The 22,725-nt window shown below is 49.3% G+C and carries 21 protein-coding genes; 10 read left to right on the plus strand and 11 right to left on the minus strand.

Translation table 11 applies throughout. The annotated features are described in order from the left end of the window. Positions 1–599 (plus strand): sulfatase-like hydrolase/transferase (locus BZG83_RS05150; RefSeq protein WP_158074935.1); only part of this gene is annotated, 599 nt, incomplete at its 5' end. Positions 600–646: 47 nt separating this feature from the next. Here BZG83_RS05150 and BZG83_RS05155 read toward each other — a convergent pair. Continuing rightward, positions 647–1,696 (minus strand): glycosyltransferase family 9 protein, encoded by a 1,050-nt coding sequence (locus tag BZG83_RS05155; RefSeq protein WP_077479624.1) that lies wholly within the window; start codon positions 1,694–1,696, stop codon positions 647–649. Between the two features lie 96 nt (positions 1,697–1,792). Between BZG83_RS05155 and BZG83_RS05160 the strand changes: the two genes are divergently transcribed. Beyond that, positions 1,793–2,194, plus strand: a complete 402-nt coding sequence (locus tag BZG83_RS05160; protein ID WP_077479625.1) for a diacylglycerol kinase — start codon at positions 1,793–1,795, stop codon at positions 2,192–2,194. A 73-nt stretch (positions 2,195–2,267) separates the two neighbouring features. Beyond that, positions 2,268–4,097, plus strand: a complete 1,830-nt coding sequence (locus BZG83_RS05165) for a DUF3413 domain-containing protein (protein ID WP_077479626.1) — start codon at positions 2,268–2,270, stop codon at positions 4,095–4,097. A gap of 77 nt (positions 4,098–4,174) precedes the next feature. Here the strand turns inward: BZG83_RS05165 and BZG83_RS05170 are convergent, their stop codons facing one another. From BZG83_RS05170 to BZG83_RS05180, 3 genes are read right to left on the minus strand one after another with little or no spacing between them, the layout of a single operon-like run. Next, entirely contained in the window at positions 4,175–5,125 is a 951-nt protein-coding gene (locus tag BZG83_RS05170; protein WP_077479627.1) for a biotin-dependent carboxyltransferase family protein, read from the minus strand. Next, the gene (pxpB, locus tag BZG83_RS05175; RefSeq protein ID WP_077479628.1) at positions 5,110–5,805 is read right to left on the minus strand and encodes a 5-oxoprolinase subunit PxpB; all 696 of its coding nucleotides are present in this window, start codon (positions 5,803–5,805) and stop codon (positions 5,110–5,112) included. Before pxpB ends, BZG83_RS05170 begins: the two co-directional genes overlap by 16 nt. Next, a complete protein-coding gene (locus BZG83_RS05180) occupies positions 5,802–6,533 on the minus strand; it encodes a 5-oxoprolinase subunit PxpA (RefSeq protein ID WP_077479629.1) in 732 nt (243 codons plus the stop codon). Before BZG83_RS05180 ends, pxpB begins: the two co-directional genes overlap by 4 nt. A 288-nt stretch (positions 6,534–6,821) precedes the next feature. Here BZG83_RS05180 and trpS point away from each other — a divergent pair, with 288 nt between their 5' ends. Both trpS and BZG83_RS05190 read left to right on the plus strand, forming a co-directional pair. Continuing rightward, complete coding sequence (trpS, locus tag BZG83_RS05185; RefSeq protein WP_077479630.1) at positions 6,822–7,859, plus strand: tryptophan--tRNA ligase; 1,038 nt, start codon at positions 6,822–6,824, stop codon at positions 7,857–7,859. 221 nt (positions 7,860–8,080) lie between these two features. Then, positions 8,081–9,751, plus strand: a complete 1,671-nt coding sequence (locus BZG83_RS05190) for a methyl-accepting chemotaxis protein (protein WP_077479631.1) — start codon at positions 8,081–8,083, stop codon at positions 9,749–9,751. 61 nt (positions 9,752–9,812) lie between these two features. On the opposite strand, the gene BZG83_RS05195 is transcribed toward BZG83_RS05190, so the two are convergent. The 3 genes from BZG83_RS05195 to BZG83_RS05205 all read right to left on the minus strand — a co-directional run bounded on the left by BZG83_RS05195 (position 9,813) and on the right by BZG83_RS05205 (position 12,078). Then, positions 9,813–11,117 (minus strand): MFS transporter, encoded by a 1,305-nt coding sequence (locus tag BZG83_RS05195; RefSeq protein WP_077479632.1) that lies wholly within the window; start codon positions 11,115–11,117, stop codon positions 9,813–9,815. Between the two features lie 161 nt (positions 11,118–11,278). After that, positions 11,279–11,635: an NADH:ubiquinone oxidoreductase gene (locus tag BZG83_RS05200; RefSeq protein ID WP_077479633.1), complete on the minus strand. Its 357-nt coding sequence runs from the start codon at positions 11,633–11,635 to the stop codon at positions 11,279–11,281. A gap of 56 nt (positions 11,636–11,691) precedes the next feature. After that, positions 11,692–12,078, minus strand: a complete 387-nt coding sequence (locus BZG83_RS05205; protein WP_131825053.1) for a hypothetical protein — start codon at positions 12,076–12,078, stop codon at positions 11,692–11,694. 187 nt (positions 12,079–12,265) lie between these two features. Here BZG83_RS05205 and BZG83_RS05210 point away from each other — a divergent pair, with 187 nt between their 5' ends. The 3 genes from BZG83_RS05210 (at position 12,266) to BZG83_RS05220 (ending at position 15,975) form a co-directional block, all read left to right on the plus strand. Continuing rightward, positions 12,266–13,432 (plus strand): ABC transporter substrate-binding protein, encoded by a 1,167-nt coding sequence (locus BZG83_RS05210; RefSeq protein ID WP_131825054.1) that lies wholly within the window; start codon positions 12,266–12,268, stop codon positions 13,430–13,432. Next, a complete protein-coding gene (locus BZG83_RS05215; RefSeq protein WP_077479636.1) occupies positions 13,429–15,264 on the plus strand; it encodes a GGDEF domain-containing protein in 1,836 nt (611 codons plus the stop codon). Before BZG83_RS05210 ends, BZG83_RS05215 begins: the two co-directional genes overlap by 4 nt. A gap of 171 nt (positions 15,265–15,435) precedes the next feature. Next, positions 15,436–15,975, plus strand: a complete 540-nt coding sequence (locus BZG83_RS05220; protein WP_077479637.1) for a histidine phosphatase family protein — start codon at positions 15,436–15,438, stop codon at positions 15,973–15,975. A 75-nt stretch (positions 15,976–16,050) separates the two neighbouring features. Here BZG83_RS05220 and BZG83_RS05225 read toward each other — a convergent pair whose 3' ends face one another. Beyond that, positions 16,051–17,478: a 6-phospho-beta-glucosidase gene (locus BZG83_RS05225; RefSeq protein ID WP_077479638.1), complete on the minus strand. Its 1,428-nt coding sequence runs from the start codon at positions 17,476–17,478 to the stop codon at positions 16,051–16,053. Positions 17,479–17,708: 230 nt separating this feature from the next. Between BZG83_RS05225 and BZG83_RS05230 the strand changes: the two genes are divergently transcribed. Continuing rightward, positions 17,709–18,596: an aspartoacylase gene (locus BZG83_RS05230; RefSeq protein WP_077479639.1), complete on the plus strand. Its 888-nt coding sequence runs from the start codon at positions 17,709–17,711 to the stop codon at positions 18,594–18,596. A 79-nt stretch (positions 18,597–18,675) separates the two neighbouring features. Next, positions 18,676–20,070, plus strand: a complete 1,395-nt coding sequence (locus BZG83_RS05235) for a sensor domain-containing diguanylate cyclase (protein WP_077479640.1) — start codon at positions 18,676–18,678, stop codon at positions 20,068–20,070. A gap of 1 nt (position 20,071) precedes the next feature. Here BZG83_RS05235 and BZG83_RS16650 read toward each other — a convergent pair whose 3' ends face one another. The 3 genes from BZG83_RS16650 to BZG83_RS05245 all read right to left on the minus strand — a co-directional run bounded on the left by BZG83_RS16650 (position 20,072) and on the right by BZG83_RS05245 (position 22,548). Beyond that, positions 20,072–20,359 (minus strand): hypothetical protein, encoded by a 288-nt coding sequence (locus BZG83_RS16650; protein WP_131825055.1) that lies wholly within the window; start codon positions 20,357–20,359, stop codon positions 20,072–20,074. A 75-nt stretch (positions 20,360–20,434) separates the two neighbouring features. Beyond that, positions 20,435–20,695, minus strand: a complete 261-nt coding sequence (locus BZG83_RS05240; protein ID WP_241825815.1) for a glutathione S-transferase N-terminal domain-containing protein — start codon at positions 20,693–20,695, stop codon at positions 20,435–20,437. Positions 20,696–20,787: 92 nt separating this feature from the next. Continuing rightward, positions 20,788–22,548, minus strand: coding sequence for a PAS domain S-box protein (locus tag BZG83_RS05245; RefSeq protein WP_077479642.1), 1,761 nt, complete (start codon positions 22,546–22,548; stop codon positions 20,788–20,790). Positions 22,549–22,725: the final 177 nt, after the last annotated feature.

The following is a 22,725-nucleotide window of genomic DNA, read 5'->3' on the forward strand; positions in this document are numbered from 1 at the left end:
GTGAAACAGTTGAAGTAAGTACTATGTTAAAAGCCTACCAATATGCTAGCGATGCTTTAGGCGGTTTCATAGAGGCAATTGATGACTCACCACTTTCTGAGCGCACTATTATTGCTGCAACAGGGGACCATCATTTACGATTTTTATCAAAAGGTGCACAGAACGAAATTGCACTGAATTATGCTGTTCCATTTTTTCTTAAAGTACCAAAAAAAATTCTAACTCAAACATCTTATTATTATGACCCAACGCGTATCGGCTCACACCGCGATATTTTCCCTACGCTCTATCACTTTAGCTTATCCAACTCGCTATACTCGAGTTTAGGCGGAGAAAACTTGCTGCAAAAACAGCCTGTCTCTAATTATGGCTACAATAACTCTGTAGTTATCAACTCGCAGGGGGTATATCGTCTATCATCGCCTAAAAAACTCTACCCTTGGCGTTCATTACTAACTAACGAACGCGAAGCTGTCACAAATTCAGAGCCAAACTGGGGTAGAAACTATCAAAAGCTTCAACATAACTTTCTAAGATTTAGGGTTAACGCCAACAGTGAAAAACATGCGCTGATACGTCCCACTACGACGAATAAGTAAAACAGAAGCGCGTAGGTGGCGCCTTATCATCAACCTACGCGCTAACCTCAGTGATATTGCTTCGCCATCATGGTTTCAAACGCGTCGATCACCTGCTGTGTAYCAATGGCAGCCATCACATGATCGCCTTTCACCCTAGTGCTCCATGCCAATTGATTAACGGGCTTGCCATGTTGCTGTTCAGCAAAGGTTTCATAGACACTGACTACATCCGCGAGGTTGTTATAAGGGCCGGTCCGCTTCGGATTACTATGCCCGTAAAGACCTAAAACGGGCGTGCCTTGCGTGGTTGCCATGTGCGCGGGGCCGGAATCGGGGGCTAGCACCGCATCGGCACGTGCGAGCACCGCGGCCAATTGCTTGAGACTTGTTTGTCCCACCAAGTTAATCAGTGGTACGTTGGCGTCGGCAATAATGCGGGCGGCCAGCGTTTTTTCACGCGCTGCCGGTGAACCACAGAGTACCACCTGATAACCTTTACCGACCGCGTAGTCGGCAAATTCAGCATAGCGCTCTGGCAGCCAGTTACGCTCATCTTTACTCGCGGCAGGACTGATCACGACAGTGGGCTTGTCACCGAGTTGCGCTTTGGCAAATGCATGATCGTCTTCAGAAAGTGGTAGTTGCCACTGCGGCTGCGTAACTGGCACACCCAAATATTGAGTGAAGGCGAAAAAGCTATCTAACACATGGCGAGATTGGGTGTCGGGGATCCGTTTATTGGTAAACAGCCACTGTCCCTCTTTCGCTCGGTGGCGGTGAAATCCCACGCGATAGCGCGCGCCGATCCCCACAGTCAATAAGCTCGCGCGTAAAGCAAGCTGCATATGCACTAACGCATCAAACCGGCGCCCTTTCAGCTGCCGCCAGACGTGACGCATGCCTGCTAATCCCGCTTTTTTATCAAACACCACCAGCTCCACCCCATCAAGTCCAGCTAGAAGCTGTGCTTCAACTTTACCAACCACCCAAGTGATCTGCGTCTGCGGCCAATGGCGCTGCACGGCTTGAATCGCCGCGACCGCATGACAAACATCGCCAATCGCAGATAGGCGTAAAAAACACAGGGAGCGTGGGGCGTGAGTAAACAGAGGCATAACAAATTCCAATTAAGTTATCGCGCCGATTATGCAGTTGGCTCGGTTAAATGTAAAATGCCAGCCTATCGATCAAATTGTTACGAGAATGTATTTATGGGCGCTAATACATCCCCCTCAGAAAAGCCGCGAGGGCTGATACGTATCATTAAAGCCACTGGCTATTCTTGGGCTGGATTAAAAGCGGCATATCACCATGAAGCCGCGATCCGTCAAGAAGTTGTATTGTTGGTTGCGGCGCTAGCCGTATTACTCTGGCTACAATTGCCTGTGATGGAATCTTTGATGATGTTCGGCGTCATTGTGTTAGTGATTATCGTCGAACTGCTTAACTCCGCCATTGAAGCCGTGGTCGACAGAGTGGGTGAAGAGCGTCATGAGCTTAGTGGCAGAGCAAAGGACATCGGCTCTGCGGCGGTGTTTGTCAGTTTGCTTTTAGCAGGTGTAATCTGGCTTACCATCTTATGGCATCACTTTGGTGTCCTACTTATTCGATAACACACATCGTCATACAACCCGGCAACGCGTCCATTATGTTGCCGATTGATTAACTTAACTGTGATGAGAAATCATGTCTTTTAAATCGCGACTTCAAACACACAGCTGGTTCATCGCCATTAACGCCCTTGTGTTAATGGCAATAGCCAGCCGCTACTTTGCGTTTCTACCTAGCTTTCCCACAGAACCACTTGGCATCACCTTTATCGTGGTCAGTACCTTTAGCCAAATGGCCTTACTTGCCGCCATTGTTGGCTTGATAACACTTCCGCTGCTAATGCTGCCCACCAAGGTGCGCCAACCGTTGCTCGCCTTGATTGCCTCGGTGGGTGTGATCACGCTTTTCATCGATACCATCGTGTTTGCCCAGTACCGATTCCATATTAATGCCATGGTGCTAGATCTGATCCTCGCAGGGCAAATTGTCAGCTTCCCGCTGATCACTTGGCTGATGGTAATAGGTGGCGTGATTGCCTGCCTCGCCGCGCAATGGGCACTTTTGGCTGCGTTGTCGCGCACACGTTTTTCCCACCAGCACAAAGTCGGCAAAAAATTTGCGCTGCTCACGTTTCTTACCTTGCTTGCCACCCATGGGATTCATATTTGGGCCGCGGCCTACGCGTACCAACCCGTGACAACGGTGAAACGTTATTTGCCACTTTTCTATCCAGCCACCGCCAACAGCATGATGCGCAAAAATGGTTGGATTGATGAACAAGCTCTAGCGCGCCAAAAGGCGATGGATGTAGATCGCGAAGCCGACCTTAACTACCCGCTTTCACCATTAGAAACCATCCATGTTGAACAACCGGTAAATATCATGTTTTTGGTGGTTGACTCATGGCGCGCGGATACCTTCAATGCTGACAACACGCCCAACCTTTGGGCACTGGCACAAAATGGTCGTACCTATTCACATCATCTTGCGACGGGGAACGCCACCCGTACCGGCATTTTTGGCCTGTTTTATGGCATACCGGGCACCTATTGGCACAGTTTTCTTGCCAATCAGCAATCTCCGGTGCTGATGGACCGCCTGCAAGCGCTCGATTATCAACTGGGTATTTTTACCGCCGCGCAATTGGAAAAGCCGGAATTTAACCAAACCGTGTTTGCCAAGGTAGCCGATTTACGTAACGGCTCTGAGGGCGACTCTCCCGCCGAGCTAGACGCAGATCTCACCCAAGATTGGATCCGTTGGCACCAAAAGCGTGACCCCAATCGTCCTACTTTCTCGTTTTTGTTTTACGATGCGCCACATGGCTATGATTTTCCTGCGGACTTTACCCCCAAGTATCAGCCGATGCTGGACGAAATTAACTACCTCAAGCTAAATAACGAGACAGACCCGACACCGTTTTTCAATCGCTATAAGACCAGCGTGCGCTACGTGGATAGCTTGGTGGCCAAGGTCATTGAGGAGCTAAAACAAAGCGGAGAGTTCGATAATACCTTGATTGTGCTCACTGGCGATCACGGCCAAGAAATGAATGACAACCAACTGAATTTTTGGGGGCATAACAGTAACTTTACTGACCCACAAATTCATGTGCCTTTCGCGATGATAGGCCCCGGCATCGAGGCAAAACAGGTCGATACCGGCAAACAACTCACCAGCCACCAAGATGTTGCGCCTACCCTAATGAAGCATTATTTGGGCGTAACGTCCGATCCAGCCAGCTATGCGATTGGTCATGACTTATTTGCACCAAACCCCGGCCAAGATTGGGTGTTATCGTCAAACTACAGCGGCTATGCGTTAGTGACCGACGACACTATTTTAGAAGTGGGTGCGGGGGGGCAATATCAATACATGGATAACACCAACCGACCCATAGAAAACGCGTCACCTGACTTTGCGCAAATGGAAAAAGCCCTCGAGCAAATCAGCCGTTTCCGCTAGTCCGTCGCTTGCACGTTAAGGCCTATCCGTTTATGAGCCTCTGTCTTCCAGAGGCTCATCTATCCATTTTCTGCAGGCTATATCCAGTCAAAAAACTGCACAAACTCTTGCCATTGCGCCGATGCATCCGCCAGCCGCGCTGGATAAAAGCGCACGGCCTGACCGGGTGGCGTTTGCGCCAACATGCTCAAGCTGGCACGGGTTAAACAGCCAAGCTTAGGATAACCACCGAGTGTTTGCCGATCGTTGAGCAACACAATCGGCTGACCATCCGGGGGTACTTGCACGGCGCCGAGTGCAATGCCTTCGGAAACAATACCCGGTYGCTTGCTCACGACGCTCGGTCCATTGAGGCGCACGCCCATACGATCACTGTGCTGATTGACCGTGTATTCACCATCAAAAAATGCCGTTAGCGCCTCGGCGCTGAAGCTATCAAATTGATACCCCGGCACAAGCGCCAGTGGGGTCAGGGCGTTGTAGTCAGGAATAAAACGTGTCGGTACACCGCGCACCCTCGGCAACAGCGCATGCGGTCGGCAAGGCAATACATCTCCTTTGGTGAGCGCCATGCCTCCCGCCTGTTCACCTAATCCGGAATGGAGGCCGCCGAGTTGATTGCGCATCACCGTCGCAGCACTGCCAAATGCCCCATCGACCGCCCAGCCGCCACACACCGCGAGATAGGCCCGCAAACCACGGCGCGCGTAGCGTAAACGCAATTCATCACCCGCATTTAGCGTCAACGTCTGCCACATACCCACGCGCTGACCATTGATACAAGGTTGCATGTCTGCGCCGGTGATGGCGATCGACATCGCGTGGTCAGCACGAAAACGTGCTTGACCCATGGTTATCTCGACAAGCGGTGTATTGGCGGGGTTATCGAGTAAATAATTCGCCCAAGCAAAAGCGTGGCAATCGACCGGCCCGCCTTGGCTTAAGCCAAGCTGGCCCACCCCGTAGCGCCCTGTGTCTTGCACCAAGCTCAATACGCCGGGGTCGAGCACCGTTAATCCTGCCACCATTGACCTCCTGCCGCGCGGTAATCAGACTCTGACATTGGCTCAAAACGGACGGTATCACCTACATCAAACGGCATCATGGGCGATTGACGGGGATTGAATAGCACCTTGGGACAGTTACCAATAATTTGCCAGCCTGCGGGCGACGCCGCCGGATACACCGCAGTTTGCTGTTGTGCAATGCCCACACTGCCGGCGGGGATCTGATGGCGAGGCGTGGTATGCCGCGGCATGGCTATCGTCTCATCCACCGACGCAAGAAAGGCAAAGCCGGGCGCGAAACCAATCGCACAAACGGTGTAAGTTTGTTGGCTGTGTCGCGCAATCACCTCTTGCTCACTCACGCCAGCAAACTCGGCGACCGCAGCCAGATCGGGCCCAACCGAAGGGTGATAATACACCGGCAATATCACGTGTTTTCCGCCCACGGCGTCATCGGTGACTCGCAGTGATTCGCCTTGGTTCATCACCCACGTTTTCAACCTGTCTGGTGACAGTAAGCGAACATTCACTTCTACCAGAACGCTGGTGTAGGCAGGAATTAATTCAACCACACCACGGCCAAAGTGTTGGCGGATTCGCTCACACAGCGCAGATAACTGTGGAACTAAGGCAAGATCGATCTTATTGCCCAACCGGATCATTACCGTGGTTTCACTGACCTGCTCAACCTTGAGTGTCATGGTGTTAAGGCCTTTCTGAGTTGTTTTATCGCCTCGACCGATTGTGGATTATCTCCATGCACACACACCGTATCCGGCGATAGGGTGAGCGTTTGCCCCTCAAGGGTTGTCACCGTGCCATGTTGAGATAGCTGCAACACCTGCGCAATCATCGCGTTAGCGTCATCTAACACCGCGCCCGGTTGACCGCGCGGCGCTAATTGCCCTGACGCCAGGTAGGCTCTATCAGCAAAGGCCTCAAAAATCAGCGGCACACCGACTTGTTGGGCAAGCTGGCGATGCTGACGGTTATCAGGCAATGCCAACACCATTAATGGCGTATTGGGCAGCGTATCAGCCACCGCAGCCAACACCGCTTCAAAGCAATCATTGTCCACCATCATGGTGTTATACAGCGCACCATGGGGCTTCACATAATCAAGGCTCGCATTAAAGCGTGCACAGATCCCTTGTAACGCGCCAATTTGATAGCGAACAAGGTGACTAATTTGTGCAGGGGTATGATCAATATGACGGCGGCCAAAGCCCTGCTTATCGGCGTAGCCGGGATGAGCACCAATACTCACATTGTGCTTTACTGCGAGTGCCACCGTGGCCGCCATTACATCAGGATCTGAGGCATGAAAACCACACGCGATATTGGCCATATCAATCCACGGCATTAGCGCGCTATCCATCCCCATCGACCACGCACCAAAGCTTTCACCCATGTCTGCGTTTAGTTTCATCACTCCCTCGATTTCACTGACTTTGCTTTACCTTACGGCTTTTTAACCCGCGGATAAACCAACAAAATAGTCAGGATGTGAGTCTTGTGTCGTACTCATAAGACTGATAGTTTAAACCACTATGAAAACGGTATTTGATACACACACTCTATTGATTTTTCGCACCCAGTGGTGGCGCGCGCTTTAGCGTGCCATTGAGTCTGGGTATTCATTGGCCGCCGGTAGGCAGTCAATGAGTCGTTTTCAACTTCCCTGTCTCCGTCGGCTTTTATCCTCAAGGAGACACCAATGCACCCCCCCTACTCTATCGACAAAAACGCTATCGACAAAAACGACGTTATTCTGACCGGCGATCGCGCCACTGGCCGCTTACATCTTGGTCATTACAGTGGCTCACTTAGCCAACGACTTGCGTTACAAGGACAATGTGCTCAAACCATTCTGGTCGCAGATATGCAGGGATTAACCGACAATGGTCATCAACCAGGTCACGTCGCCACGCATATTTTAGGCTTGGTCGCGGACTATCTCGCGGTTGGGCTTGACCCTGATAAGGTCACAATTTGTCAGCAATCCCAACTTCCTGCGCTCGCAGAACTCACCATGTTTTATAGTAATTTAGTGAGTTACGCACGACTGGTCCGCAACCCCACGGTAAAACACGAAATCAACGACAAGCAGTTTGGACAGCAAGTTCCCGTCGGTTTTTTAACCTACCCAATCAGTCAAGCCGCCGACATCACCGCATTTGGCGCTAACCTCGTGCCAGTAGGCGATGATCAACTTCCTATGATCGAGCAAACCAACGACATTGTGCGCAAATTTAATCACGTTGTCGGCGAGCCTGTATTACGCGAATGTCGTGCACTTACCAGCAAAGCATCGCGCTTGCCGGGTGTTGATGGTAAAAGCAAGATGTCAAAATCTTTGGGTAACGCCATCTATCTTAGCGATGACAATGACACCATACGTGACGCGGTGCGATCCATGTACACAGACCCTCAACACCTACGCGTCTCAGACCCCGGCCGAGTCGAAGGCAATGTCGTTTTTACCTATTTGGACGCTTTCCACCCTGACGCTCAACACGTCGCCGAACTCAAAGCACATTATCAGCGCGGAGGTCTGGGGGATATGACAGTGAAAAACGTGTTGACCGATAGCTTAATCTCCCTGATATCGCCCATTCGAGAACGGCGAAAAGCACTCATGAACGCCCCTGATTACTTGTCAGATATCCTAAAAGATGGGCAAAAAAAGGCGCGTATACAGACAGAACAAACATGCCAGAACGTTAAGCGTGCATTGGGCCTGCTTGTGGGATAAAGAGGTAAGAGGGGTGAGTGAAAAATGGCTTATACTTACTTACCAGTGATGAATCAGATAGTTATCGCAATCTCTTTTGCATAACGAGTTAGACAGATGTAAAAGATTGCAGAATGTTTCCCAATCCACATCAAATAAAAGGGCTTTTTGCGCGGCAAACGGAAAAAATGTCTTCCATACTTTAGCGAATTCGAAACCATAATTAACACAAGGTATCCGGTATGTTGAAGTTAATGCTGCGCGGAAAGCTCTTAGTGCTTGCCATCGTACCCTTGGTATTATCCATTCTCGTTACGTTATTTATCACTACCTATTACGAGCGAGAGCTGGTCGAAGAGAACATTGCCACTTTTCGAACCAAATTAATTGATGAGCGAAAAATGCAGCTTCGCGAAGCCACAGAAATTGCCGCGACTGTAGTAAAAAACGCACAGCAAGCGGGCGGTGATGCCACACAAAATGTTAAAGATGCACTTCGCGAAGTGACCTTTGGTAAGGCAGGCTACTTTTACATCTACGATAAACAAGGTAACAACGTATTCCATGCCTTAAAGCCAGAGCTTGAAGGCCGGTCCTTGATCAATCTTACAGATCCCAAGGGCAACAAAATTATTGTAGGCCTGCTCGAAGCGGCGCAAAGCGGTGATGGCACCTTCACCTACCTCTATCAAAAGCCGGGTACCAATGAATTGATCGAAAAGATTGGCTATGCCGATATGGTCAATAACGGCCAATGGATGTTGGGGACCGGGGCGTACATTGACGATATTGAGGCACGCGTTGCCGGTTTCCGCGAAAATGCAGAACAGGCTTTAGCGGCACAAACTGCGCGCATGGTCATTGCGGGTATTCTTATTTTGATCATTACGTTCGTTGCCGTCGCCTTTGTTGCCCAACGGATGTCAATACCGGTGAAAGACATGCTGGACAACCTCAATGATATTGCCGACGGTGATGGCGACCTGACCCAGCGCCTGAAAATTAAAGGCAGTGACGAAATTGCTCTGCTTGGGGATGCGTTTAACCGCTTTATCGACAAGCTGCAAACCACCATCCGCAGTGTGGTGGATGTTACGGAAAAAGTGAGCCACACCGCACGCACGATTGACGAGCAAACCCAGATGGTTGCCACGCAATTACAGACTCACGATAACGAGACCGAGCAAGTGGTCACCGCTGTTACCCAGATGAGCTCGGCTGCGCAAGAGGTGTCACAGAACGCCACCCAGGTGGCTGATGCCACTAGTGCAGCTACTGACGACGCGCGTCACGCCCAAGAGAAAGTTCAGTTCTCGATCACCTCGATGCAAGCGCTGGTCGAGCAAATGAATACCTCGAGTACGCATGTGGATTCGCTAAATGAGCAGTCCCATAAGATTACCGGCGTGCTTTCTGTGATTGGCGATATTGCTGAACAAACCAACTTGCTGGCACTTAACGCTGCCATTGAGGCCGCACGTGCAGGCGAACAAGGTCGCGGGTTTGCGGTGGTCGCTGATGAGGTGAGAACCCTCGCAAGCCGCACGCAAAAGAGCACTCACGAAATTCGCGAAATGCTGGATGAGCTACAGTCGTACGTCAATCAAGCTGTAGATGGGATGAAGCAAAGTAACGATACCTGCCAGCAAACCTCGGAGGCATCCAACGAAATTGGTAGCGGCATTGATTCGGTGAGTAACGCCATTACCCAAATCAATGACATGACCAGCTATATTGCCTCGGCTGCCTCGGAGCAAACCACGGTGACCGAAGACATTCACCGTAATCTGGTATCGATTCGCGACATTGTGAGCCAGCTACTCAACGCCAGTAATGACTCGTCACAAGCGGCAACTGACTTAAACCAGACAGGCGAAGAGCTCAAACGTCTGGTGAGCCAATTTAAGGTTTAACCGGCAACACCAGACCAAAAGGCGCTAATCGCTAGCGCCTTTTTCTATTCCGCCCGCCGGCTTATCTTTCTACTTCTGGCAGCGCGCGTGCCATCAATGCACCCAGCAGGCCAAGCGCCGATAACACCGCAATCACCACCATCAACCCCCACTGGCTCAACCATGCCGTGACGCCACCCATGAATAAGAGCATGAAGCCAATCAACGTATTGCTAACCGAGACATAATCGGTGCGCTGATTGCCCTCAGCCATATTCACGATGTAGGTTTTACGCCCAAGCCGCACACCCTCGTGAGCAATGGTCAGGACAAAGTAGACGCCAGGCAGTACCGACGCAAAAGAAAACAGCGCGGGATACCACTGACCGATACTCACCACCACCAGCCCCAATAACGCCGTCACCACGGCAGCCATTATCATCACTTGGCGGCTAGACCGATCGGCAAACAGTCCCCAAAAAGGGGCCGACAACAAACTTGCGATGCCACTAATCGCAACAAAACTTGCGGTGGTGATCGCTAACGCTTGGCTATGCTGACTAGCTAACAGCACATAATAGGGCGCGGATAGGGCCGAACAGAGTAACAGTGAACGGGTGATCACAAAGTGGCGTAGGCGTCTATCATCCACCAATAAGCGCAGTTTAGAAATCGCATGCGTGAGCGCATTGGCACCACCTTCAGTGGCCCCTTCGTATTCATCCACTTGGCTGTAAACCGCCGCGGCAATCCACCAAAGCACTGCGCCGAACGCCAATAGCGCGCAATAGACCCACACATGCTGTTGATCCGAGACACTGAATAATCCGACACCGGCGGCAATCGTCACCGCCCCCGCCAAGCTTGACGACCACCCATTCAAGCGTCCTCGTTGCGGCTTAGGAATGGTTTTCCCTAACACATCTTTCGAGGCGACCGAGCACAAGCCTCGCGCCAAACTAAATACCACCAGCAAGCCGATAATGCTCCAGCCGGCTACCTGACCGGTTAAAAGTAACGCAGCGATCGCCATGGCTAGGATACACGCCCCTTGAATGACAGAGCCCGCCACCCATGCCCACTTACGTACCGCAAATTGGCGGACATAACCGGCGATACCCAACTGAGGCACTAACGAGCCCGCCTCTCGTATGGGCACCAATAAGCCAATTAACGACAAGGGAGCACCAACCGCGGTGAGAAGCGCTGGCAAGACAATTTTCGGGTTAGATACCGCGTCGCCAATTTTGGTGAGTCCTTGGCTAACGATGATGCGGAAAAAATTGCCCGGAACCTCACGGCACGCACTGCCATCAATGTCTTTACAGGCACGCGCATCTTCTTCATTAAAAAGTTTTTGGTGTAAGTCATCCGCTAGTTTGTGCACGCTTTCTCCCAGTCTTTTTTGTTTTTATTCTGCCCATATTGGCAAGGTACGGCAAAATCAACGTGATAATGTTCATCATGGCGAACCCAAGACCGCCGCGTTGAAAACTGAATATGTTGCTTTAAATACTGCCCATACTGGGTATCGTACAGTGTTGGTACTTACTGTAAGTCTTTATGGCTCAAGCGCGTAAGCCAATATTCACGATAGCGAAAATAGCAATAGGTCGAGGCAAACAGGAAAAACAAATACGAAAGCGAAAAGACCAAAGGCGAGGTGATCAACGCATGTTTTAACCCGAGCAGGACACCCGCCGCCGTCACTGCAATCTTAGCGACCACCCCGAGCAACAACAAAAACAGCGCAAACTGGGGGTAATGGCTGCTACGAAACGTGATCCAATAGCAAGCACCCACCGCTGTACTAGCGACGCACAGCCCAAGAAGATAAGAATGGAAATGCTCACCCGCCAGCACACCGCCGACTATGGTCAGCACGAGAAGAAGAATAAATGCCATGTTTCCTGCCTTTTTCTCTATTATGCCACTGGCTGGCTAAGGGTGAGAGTGAAGGCTTAAGAGAGTGCGACACCGCTTGCAGGTTGGGTGCACATAGATGAAAGAGTGCGGGATTTTACCGTCATAATGGCGCCGTAACGTTGTGTCAGCGCATCCACCGAGATCACTTGCCCTTGGCGTTTTACGCTGACACGTGTGCCATAGTCGGCTCCGATGCGTCCAGCGCCCTCATCCGCGCTACCCACATAGGTGAAGCATTCAATCGCTAAATCCACAATCCGAAACTCGCGACGACGCGCACTTAAAAGCGCTACCCAACATTTTGCTGCCAGTACTTGTTGTGGCGTTTCTGCCCGTACCGCAAAGCGCCAACCCTCACCGTCACCATAAAAATCCATCGGGAAATGGCGCTTTATTCTCTTTTTATCGTTATAGGTTTTCATCTTTCAATTGTCGTTTTTTTCGTCACCAGTAATGACAATCATCGTCATAATTACTGCATTATCATGCCCTATCGTCCAACGCTTGCCTAATCAAATTTACTCGATAGTGCCCAAGCGTCTAGCAATTAAACATGTAAACTATGAATAGCCTCGCAACCTCACTTATCGCAAAACAATCATCATAATTTTGTCGCGAAAATACCGAACCACATCATCATTCTTAATATATCTAGCTAAACTATTATTTGTACTGGGAGATTTTCATCAACGAGGCCGCGAGAGGATGCAAAAGAAGATAATGCGTTGTCTGAGCGTGTTTATCAGTCTGATCATCATGCTGAGTGCTTCTGCAAAGGCAGAGCAACCTATACGTGTTTTATTCATCAATCCAGGGCATGCGTCTGAAAGCTTCTGGCAGGAAGTCGATCAATACAGCATAGCCGCTGCGGACGCTCTTGGGATCGAGTTAGATATCCGCCACGCCTCCCGTAATCACTTTGCGATGCGTCAAATACTCTCGGCGAGACTGAATAAGCCCCCCCTTCCCAACTATGTGATCATTGTGAATGAAAAGCTGGCAGCCAATCACCTTTTTCCGATTTTACGTCAACACCCGATTTACGTTCAGGTCATCTTAAATGACATCGATGCAGAAGTGCGCGCAAACCTGTTAAGCGATCCTCACTGGCAGCAATATTTGTTACCCAGCGTGATCCCAAATAATCGCTATATTGGGGAGAAAATTGCTGAGGCCATGGTAAAAGCTGGCCACCAACAACCCGGCGAAGCGGTTATAATATCGGGCGATCTCAACACTCCGGCCTCTGTTGCCCGCGAAGCTGGCGCTCGCGACTATTTCAAAAGCCATCAGCAGATTGAATTAATGCAAGTCGTTCATGGGCAATGGGATGAAGCAATAAGCTATGAACAAATGGGCACGTTGCTGCAACGTTATCCAGCGTTGAGATACGTTTGGACCGCGAATGATCATATGGCATTTGGCGCCATCAAAGCGGCGCAAGAAATGGGGAAAAAGCCGGGTGAAGATATTTTTTTCGCGACAGTGAATACGTCAGCAAAGGTTCTATCGCTGAGACAGCAAGGTATTATCTCGGCACTGGGCGGCGGACATTTCTCTGCGGGAGGCATAGCACTTACCCGTATTTATGCCCATGCAAATGGCCTTTCATTACCGTTATTATGCGCTGACCAGTTGTTCCAGTTGATAGAGCCCAACACACCCTATTTTTCTTTTTTACAGGCCGATGCTTGGGACCATATCTCTTTCAAAGAAATGGCTCGTCAACAACGCTCGCACTGCGGTGCTGATAAAATGGAACGGATCAACCAGTGACCCAATTCGATATCAATTTAAAAGGTCTCCAAGCTCGTATCGCGTTTGTGGTACTGGCGCTCAGTTTGCTGTTTTCTATCGGAAGCACGCTATCTCAGATGTATCTTAACTACCAACGTGCGGTAGCCACCTCGACCACACTAATCGAAAGTCGCAGCACGGACGCCGCGCGTGTGATTAGTCATGCGCTCTGGGTGGTCGATTTAGAACTCGTACGTCGCAGTGTTAAAGGGTTGTCGATGATCCCAACCGTTTGCCGCGTTGAGGTAAAAGGCTTTGATGGCACCCAGATCAGCGAAGTTAATAGCACGAGTAGTCATTGTGATGCCAATCATCAAGTTCTTTTAAGCGTGCAGGGGAATAACATCGGTACGCTGAATATGGTACTCAATCGCTACGAGGTAAAACGGGAGGCGCTTGATAGTGCGACTCCTCTCGCACTCGTCCATTTTACTGAAGCATTCATCATCACTATCATCGTACTTTGGGTGGTCAACCGACTATGTTCTCGACCACTAAAGCAGTTAACAAATTCTTTGGACCGGTATCAATCAGAAAAAACCAATCAAAGCTGTGTACCTGTAAGCTTGATCCAACGCGGCGATGAGATTGGTAAGGTGGCGCGTTCCATCAACGCCATGCAATCGCGTATCCGCGATGACTTTCTGCAAAAGCGTATTACCGAGCGAGAGTTAAGACAACATCAAACATTGCTGGAAGAACAAGTCGAACAGCGTACCAAGGCACTCAATTGGCAATCAAACGCAAGCTCTTTGCTCGCAGATATTTCCATTCAGTTTCTAAGCTCTGACTCCCACAATATCACGGAAGATGTTGAGCAAGTGCTCCCCAGCATGRCAAAGCTTTTGGGGGTAGAAGCAATCAGCTGGTACGCCTTCGATGCCTATCGCGCTGAGCGTCGTTGCTATTGGCCACAGGAGATTACCTTCGCCCCAGATGTGGTCGACCTAAGTGAAATGCACATGATCAAGCGTTGGCTTGCGGATACAGAAGCGCTGGTGGTTCCCCATGTCGGACAGTTAGGCGAAGACGCTATCAACGAACGAACTTGGTTACGCCATCGCGGCATTCTCTCTATTGCCGCATTTCCGCTAACTGACGGCCGAAAAAGCTTTGGCATGATCACAGTGGCGAATCGCCATTTACCCTTTATTTGGGATAACAACAAAACACTGTTGCTCAAACGCTTTGCGACTGCAATCAGTGAAGTCATGATCCGCGAACGCAATCATGTTGCCATGGAGCAGTTACAAGAAGAATTGATCATTGCCAATGAGCGACTGAAAGTACAAGCAGAAACCGACGACTTAACCCGGCTCATGAACCGCCGCCCGTTTAAACGTGAGCTCAGCAATCATATTTACGACGGCATCAAAAAAAACCATCCAGTCGCGGTCATGATGATCGATGTCGACCATTTTAAAGCCTACAACGATGAGTATGGACACTTACAAGGCGATGACGCACTCACTCAAATCGCGCGTGTTTTACTCACCCGTACCCAAGAGTATGAAGGCACGGTTGCACGGTTCGGGGGAGAAGAATTTGCCATCACACTTCCCCCTAAGCATGCCGCACAGCTCGACGGCTTGGCCAATGCGATTCGCGATGATATTACTGAACTGGCAATGACGCATGAGAAAAACCCTGATGGCGATTATGTCACTGTCAGTATCGGCGGGATCATCACGATACCGGATGATGAGACATCAGACTCCTATCTGTTAGAGGCCGCCGACCAACAACTCTATCAAGCCAAAGACGACGGCCGCGATTGCATTAACATTCTCGACCAGCGAGAGGAAAAATAGCGAGCCAGCTCACGCCCGTTTGCGAGCAACCATCGACATTCATGACAGGACGATGACGGTATGCTACAACGCCAACATCATGGTGTGGCAGCTGTCTTTGCAATGCCCATCGATAAGCGCATCCGCGCAACATAATAATAAATTGTTATCGACTCAAGAAAAGGAAGCCCTATGAAAGTCGTTTTTATCCGTCATGGAAAAACCGATTACTCACTGGCAGACGCRCGCCAAATGAGCCAGTTGGAAAAAGACTATGCCCCCTTGCAGCGTGAGTGTATTCCCGACATTCAGGCCTTGGCCAATCATCCTAGCTTACAGCAAGCAGAGATTATTCTGTCTTCGCCCTACACGCGTGCATTACAAACCGCTGAAATCCTCAATCGTCAGCTGCAAAACCCGTTGTTTGTAGAACATGACCTACGCGAGTGGCAAGCGGATATCAAAGGCAGCTATATTCCCCTTTCAGAGCGCGATAGACGCTGGCTTGAGTATCGCGAGCTATTTGCCAATGGCAACGAGGTTACCAACGCAGGCTATGAATCGGCAACCTCGTTACACCGCCGCGTCAGTGCCGTGCTCGATAGCTATCAAACCTACTCAACCATCGCCGTTGTCGCCCACTTTAATGTGATAGAAGCGATTGTSGGGTATCGCGAACAAGGCATTGAATACGGCGAAATTATCGAATTTGATTATCAGCCCGGTCAATAACAACCTTCTCACGCAGAGATAGACGCCTCGAGTACAGTAAAAAGGGACGCCGCATGCGTCCCTTTGCCGTCGCTACTATTTTGTCAGGCCATTATTGGCAATCACGTTTTGATACCAGWAAAAGCTCTTTTTGCGATGACGTGAAAAGTCACCACTGCCATCGTCATGACGGTCAACATAAATAAACCCATAACGCTTGCGATACTCTCCTGTGGTAAACGAAACACAGTCAATACAGCCCCAAGGGGTGTAACCAATCACATCCACCCCATCTTGTGAAATTGCCTCTCCCAAGGCCTCGATGTGTTGTGATAAGTAGCTGATACGATAATCATCATTAATCTCGCCCGATGCCTCCTTCGTATCCAGCGCACCTAAACCATTTTCCACCACAAAAATCGGTTTCTCGTAACGTTCATAAAGCTCAGACAGCGCGTAGCGCAACCCCTTAGGGTCAATTTGCCACCCCCAATCAGAGGCGGGTAAGTGCGGATTCAAACGGCTGGCGCTGAATAACGCATTTTCATCTTCCTCGGGTGGATTGGCATCGACAATGTTGGTCATGTAGTAACTGATCGCCAGAAAATCCGCGCGGCCATTTTCTAGAATTTGTGCGTCATCGTCGTCCATCGCGACCTGAATCCCTTTTGCAGCCCATTGTGGCCAAATATAATGAGGATAGTGGCCCCTAACCTGCACGTCGCTGCATAAATATTTATCTCGCATCGCGCGTTGAGATGCCAGTAGATCATCAGGATGGCACGTTGCCGGATACAGCGGCATCATATGGATCATGCTACCAATTTTAAAATCTGGGTTAATGACGTGGCCCAGCGCGACCACTTTGGCACTCGCCACGAATTGATGGTGCAGCACCTGATAAAGCATCTGCTCGGGGTGATCGTGTTCGGTAAAAATGACCCCTGAGTTACAATAGCCGAATAGCGGATAGTCCCAATTAAGCTGATTGTTAATCTCGTTAAAGGTAATCCAGTAGGTGACTTTATCGCGATAGCGCGTGAACACCGTCTCGCAAAAACGCACAAAGCAGTCCACCACTTTGCGGTTGGCCCAGCCACCATACGCTTTCACAAGGTGATAAGGCATTTCGAAATGCGACAGGGTGATCACCGGCTCGATTCCCTGCGATAACAAGTTATCAATCAAGCGGTCATAAAACGCTAATCCGGCTTCATTCGGAGTAGATTCATCACCGTTTGGGAAGATCCGCGACCATGCAATCGAGGTTCTGAAGCACTTAAATCCCATTTCCGCGAATAAAGCAATGTCTTGCGGATACCGGTGGTAAAAATCAACCGCTTGGTGATTCGGATACGCCTCCCCAGCCTTAATGGTATCGGTCATCTTTCTAGGTACGCCGTGCTCACCTTTGGTCAACACATCGACAATGCTGATCCCCTTGCCATCGGCGTTCCAACCCCCTTCCACCTGATGCGCAGCCACGGCGCCGCCCCAAAGAAAGTTCTCAGGAAATTTACTCATGTATCACCTCTTATCCGTCTTCGTCGCTAGCCTACCCCGTTCAATACTGCTGAAGTGTGAACTGAATCCAAGATTAATTGATAGTTAATATAGTTGCTGGAAACAGCCATGCCAGAATGAATAAAAACGCAAAATAAAAGACAATTTATTCTGTTAACTTATTTCGCTGGCAGTGATACGCTTAAGTGATATACAACGGATACCGTTTGATCAGTCCACAAGGAGTATCAATGAGCATTTTTAGTCAGGTCGCGATTGTTGGTGGCACCCATGGCAATGAATTCAGTGGCATCTACGCACTTAAACAGTGGCAGCAGAATAGCGAGACGGTCACACGAAGCAGTTTTTCTACTGAGTTATTTTTCGCAAATCCCTGCGCATATCAAGCCAACAAGCGCTATCTCGATTGTGACCTTAATCGGCAATTTGATCCCAAGTTACTGGCTGATCAATCACTTGCTAACTATGAGCAGAGCAGAGCCAAGGTACTCAATCAGCAACTCGGCCCCAAAGGCGATCCGCGAGTAGATTTAATTATTGATTTGCACAATACCACCAGCAATATGGGCCCGACGCTAATTTTATTGACCCTAGATACCTTCAATACCCAGTTAGCCGCCTATGTCATCGAACGCATGCCCGATGCGGTTATCTTAGTCGAAGATCATATCGAGCCCATTCAGCAAGCCTTCTTATGCTCAGTAGCTAAACAAGGTGTGATCGTTGAAATTGGCCCCCAACCTCAATCGGTGCTGCGCCATGATGTGATGGAATCGATGCATGAAATGACCACGCACATTCTTGACTTCGTTCATTTATTTAATATCGACCAAGTGCCTGAATTGCCGGAAAAGATCACTGGGTTCCGTTACACAGAAACACTGCACTTACCTCAGGATGCATCTGGGGAACGCATTGGTATGGTGCATCAACACGTTCAAGACAAAGACTTCGCTCCGGTGAATCCAGGGGATCCACTCTTTATCTTGTTTGATGGCAGCGAGCAAACATGGCAAGGCGACTATGTTGCGTACCCACATTTTATTAATGAAGCCGCGTATTACGATAACAACATCGCCATGTCGATGGCAGAGCGTATTGAGATCATCACCAAATAATAAACCCATCAATAACACGAACAAGCACTGGGTTTTGTACTACGCTTAAGCTATTTCCGGCAGACGTATAGAGCCAGTTGTGAACAAGGCAATTGAACATCATAAAGACGTTGAGACGATACTGCCCTCGCTGTTTCGTAATCTAGATACCGCCGTTGTAATAGCCGACACGCAACGGCGCATCCAGTTTTTAAACCCCGAAGCAGAAGCCCTGTTTGGTTGTACACTGGAAAGTGTGAAAAATACCAGCACGCGAGTGCTATACGCCGAACAAGAAGACTTCGATGCTAAGGGGCGTGAACGCTTTAATCCCGAGGCGGAGCCCTATTATCACAATGCTTACGTAGTAAGATACAAAACCGCCGATGGTCATGTGTTTCTGGGGGAAACTCACGGTGGTCCAGTGTGCGATGATAACCAAGACGTTATTATGTACGTGGCCTTTATCCAAGATATCAGCACGCGCGTTGAAGTGGAATCAGCCCTTAGCCAACTGCATTCCATTACCTCGGCGCGCAATCTTGACTTCAGCAAACGCGTGGAGCGTATTTTATCACTGGGTTGCAAACACTTCGGGCTACCCATTGGCATTCTTAGCCAAATCGTCGGCCAACGCTATACCGTCCAACAAGCCATTCATCCCGAATGTGCGCTCCAAGCCGGCCAGGTATTTGATTTACAAACCACCTATTGCAGTCATGTCTATCAAGCCAATGAGGTCAAAGGATTTCATCATGTTGGCAACAGTGATATCCGCTCACACCCCTGTTACCAACATTTTGCTTTAGAAGCTTATATTGGCGCCCCCATTTTTATTGATGGTGAGCGCTATGGCACCCTAAATTTTTCTAGTCCAGAGCCCACTCGACCCTTTATTCCACAAGATTTCGAACTATTGCGACTATTTGCTGAGTGGGTGGGTCATGAGCTGGCGCGACTACGTGATTGGGAAGCGTTAGAACATGCACAGCAACTGCTTGAGATCCAAGCCAATACTGACTCGCTCACCCAACTCTACAATCGCCACTATCTGACTAATGCACTGACCAAGGAACTGGCGCGATGTGAACGTTACAAAAATCCATTAACACTGGCAGTCGTCGACTTTGACCATTTCAAGAATCTTAATGATACCTATGGCCACCGAGCTGGCGATATCGCGCTACAGCGCTTTGGGAATATTGTCAGGGAAGAATCACGAACCAACGACATATATGGTCGCTGGGGCGGGGAAGAGTTTTTGTGTGTGCTACCGGAGACCGATATAGACGGCGCGAAAGTGGTACTCCAGCGTCTCGTCGAGCGCGTTCACGCCGAAGTCATCCATGTGGATGGGCAAGCTATACGTTGCACCATCAGTATCGGTTACACCCATTTTGTGTCACACGATACACAAGATACGATCATTCAACGCGCGGATACCGCACTCTATAAAGCAAAGAAAAATGGCCGGAACCGAATCGAGCAGGCGTGATTCAAGATCGCTGTTTTCGGGCCCAAGTCACATAATCTTGGATGACAGGTTCTGCGAGCAACAGATCAAGCGTGTGGTAGGAGCGGCCTAACTGCTTTTCACTAAATTGACGATGGATAAAGGCATGGCAACGTCGGCATACCCAGATACCATGCTCGCGCATGTAGGCACGGGAAAAGCGTTTGGTAAACCACTTATTGTTATGGCAGGTTTTCGGGATCAGGTGATGGAAGGTCAGCGGGCGTTGGTGCTGACAAATCACACAGGGTGTTGAAGAAGGTGGTGGCATTGGCATCGAGTGATAGCGCAACGAATGAAGGGGACATCACCCAAGCGACGTCCCTTTCAGTATTAAGCCAGCAACTTACGCGAAGTTGTCGCGCAAGTACTCAATGATATCGTCTGACTCATACATCCAGTGCGTCTCACCGCCTTGGTCGATACGCAGACAAGGTACCATGCCTTTGCCGCCTTCGGTTTGCAGGCGCTGCCACTCTTGTGGATTCGCATTCATATCCACCAGCGGGATATCGAGCTTTAACTCCGCCATCACCGCACGAACTTTATGACAAAATGGGCAGTGCTCTTTGTGATACAAGCTTAGTTCGTTCAAATCAGCCATCATGTTTCCTTTTTGAAAAAGCGGCCATGGGTGTGCCGCTGTTTACTGTCATTGTTTATCCCTAATGATGGCATTGAAGACGGTATTGATGCTAGTCATCCACTCGCTTTGTTGGCACTAAATTGCGACAACCGCTCGACGAGTGTACGGGTTTCATCAATGAGACCACTGATCTCTGACGCCGATGCGGTGGTTTTTTGTGCCAGCGCACGCACCTCGTCCGCTACCACAGCAAATCCTCGGCCCGCATCCCCTGCCCGGGCAGATTCGATCGCCGCATTGAGGGCGAGTAAATTGGTTTGGTCAGAAATGCCGTTAATCGTCCCTGTAATGGTGCCAATGCTATCTAGAATTTGCACCATCGACCCATGAGTATCGCTGATCACCGCGTTCCGTTCACTCACATCAGAGCCATAAACGATCGTTTTGGAAAGCTTTCCATCGTCATCTAAYACAGGTGACATTACAGCTTCTACCGTCACACGCTTTTGCTCTTGTTCACAGACAAAATGCTGCTGGATAACTTGGCCAGATTGAAGACGTTTTAGATCATAATCACCGACTAACCCTTTTAAGTCACGGTAACGGCGTTGGCATGCCTCCAAACTCTCTTCCCCAAGGGCATTTAAGCCATGACTATTAATCAACTCAAAATGTCCTTGCGAGTCACATTCGATCACGATGTTACTTTCGGAAATCGCTTTTAAACGGGCATCATTCTCCACTGCTTCAGATTTGGTCGCATTAACATTCGCCTGCACAGAGATATACCGCTCGACTTGACCATCATGACCAAAAATGGGGTTAATCGATAACGAAATCCAGTAAGGTTCACCCGCTTTGGTATAGTTGAGAATTTCTTCGTAAAAAGGCTGGTTATTGTCAAGGTTACGTCGAATACGCGCCACGGTTTCTGGGCTTGTGTTTTTGCCTTGCAATACATGCCCCGGCTTTTTGCCAACCATGTCCTCTAGGGTATAACCCGTCATATTGGTAAACCCAGGATTCACGTACTCAACCAAGCCATTGGGGTCGGTGATAATCACTGAGTTATCCGTCCCATTAGCCACCAGTGACAACACCTTGAACTCTTCTTGCTGCTTTTTCTGTGCGTCGATGTCTTTCACAAACGCGGTATAGAGAATATCACCGCTGTCGAGTTTAACCCGAGATAGAGATAGGTTTGCCCATATCGTTTGGCCGTCAAAAGTGTGTAATTCAATGTCGCGTGACGTACCCACGATTTTATCTTGACCGGTTTCCCTGTTCGCATTCACAAATTGATCATGCTTAGGTTGGATTTCAGCAGGCACCAGCATTTTCACATTTTGGCCTAACACATCGTCTCGCTCACATCCCCACAATGCTTCAGCCGCTTTATTGAAAAAAATTACTTCGTTCTTGCTGTTAATCGTGACGACCGCATCAATACACTGTTCGAGGGTTTGATTAATGATTTCTTGCGACTCTTTCTGTTTGCTGATGTCTTTTACAAACGCGGTGTAGTGGATATGCTTGCCAACTTTAACTTTCGATAGCGAAAGGTTACACCATGCGATACTGCCATCTTTACGTTCAACCTGAACATCGCGTGATGTGCCAACAATCTTATCTTCACCGGTATTCCGGTTATTATTGACATAGCTGTCGTGATTCGCCTGATACATTCTCGGCACCAGCATTTTCACGTTTTTGCCGAGCACTTCTTCGGGATGATATCCCCACAAACGCTCAGCGGCAGGGTTGTAATAAGTGATGTTATTGTTGTGATCAATCGTCACAATCGCATCGATGGCTTGATCGAGGACTTGCTGTAGTGCACCCTCACCCTTTCTTAGTAACGTTGACTTAAACATGGCAAGCCCTCCCATTAACATTATTAATACAAATATCAGTACTAATGTGAGGGTTAAGTTAGTTCATTAATTAATCAAAAGAGACGTGGAAAGTATGAGTGTGTCGAAAAGGCATATAAGTACATGGACGGCAGCTAGTAAAATTTCTGTTTTAAAATTAATGGCCTATACATTATT

It is taken from the genome of Salinivibrio sp. PR919, assembly GCF_001995355.1.
Taxonomy (GTDB): Bacteria; Pseudomonadota; Gammaproteobacteria; order Enterobacterales; family Vibrionaceae; genus Salinivibrio; species Salinivibrio proteolyticus.

Excerpts from the sequence above, each read along its gene's own strand:
- BZG83_RS05160 (WP_077479625.1), top strand. The coding sequence starts at position 1,793 with ATGGGCGCTAATACATCCCCCTCAGAAAAGCCGCGAGGGCTGATACGT.
- BZG83_RS05165 (WP_077479626.1), top strand. The coding sequence starts at position 2,268 with ATGTCTTTTAAATCGCGACTTCAAACACACAGCTGGTTCATCGCCATT.
- pxpB (WP_077479628.1), bottom strand. The coding sequence starts at position 5,805 with ATGACACTCAAGGTTGAGCAGGTCAGTGAAACCACGGTAATGATCCGG.
- BZG83_RS05180 (WP_077479629.1), bottom strand. The coding sequence starts at position 6,533 with ATGAAACTAAACGCAGACATGGGTGAAAGCTTTGGTGCGTGGTCGATG.
- trpS (WP_077479630.1), top strand. The coding sequence starts at position 6,822 with ATGCACCCCCCCTACTCTATCGACAAAAACGCTATCGACAAAAACGAC.
- BZG83_RS05190 (WP_077479631.1), top strand. The coding sequence starts at position 8,081 with ATGTTGAAGTTAATGCTGCGCGGAAAGCTCTTAGTGCTTGCCATCGTA.
- BZG83_RS05200 (WP_077479633.1), bottom strand. The coding sequence starts at position 11,635 with ATGGCATTTATTCTTCTTCTCGTGCTGACCATAGTCGGCGGTGTGCTG.
- BZG83_RS05205 (WP_131825053.1), bottom strand. The coding sequence starts at position 12,078 with ATGAAAACCTATAACGATAAAAAGAGAATAAAGCGCCATTTCCCGATG.
- BZG83_RS05230 (WP_077479639.1), top strand. The coding sequence starts at position 17,709 with ATGAGCATTTTTAGTCAGGTCGCGATTGTTGGTGGCACCCATGGCAAT.
- BZG83_RS16650 (WP_131825055.1), bottom strand. The coding sequence starts at position 20,359 with ATGCCACCACCTTCTTCAACACCCTGTGTGATTTGTCAGCACCAACGC.
- BZG83_RS05240 (WP_241825815.1), bottom strand. The coding sequence starts at position 20,695 with ATGATGGCTGATTTGAACGAACTAAGCTTGTATCACAAAGAGCACTGC.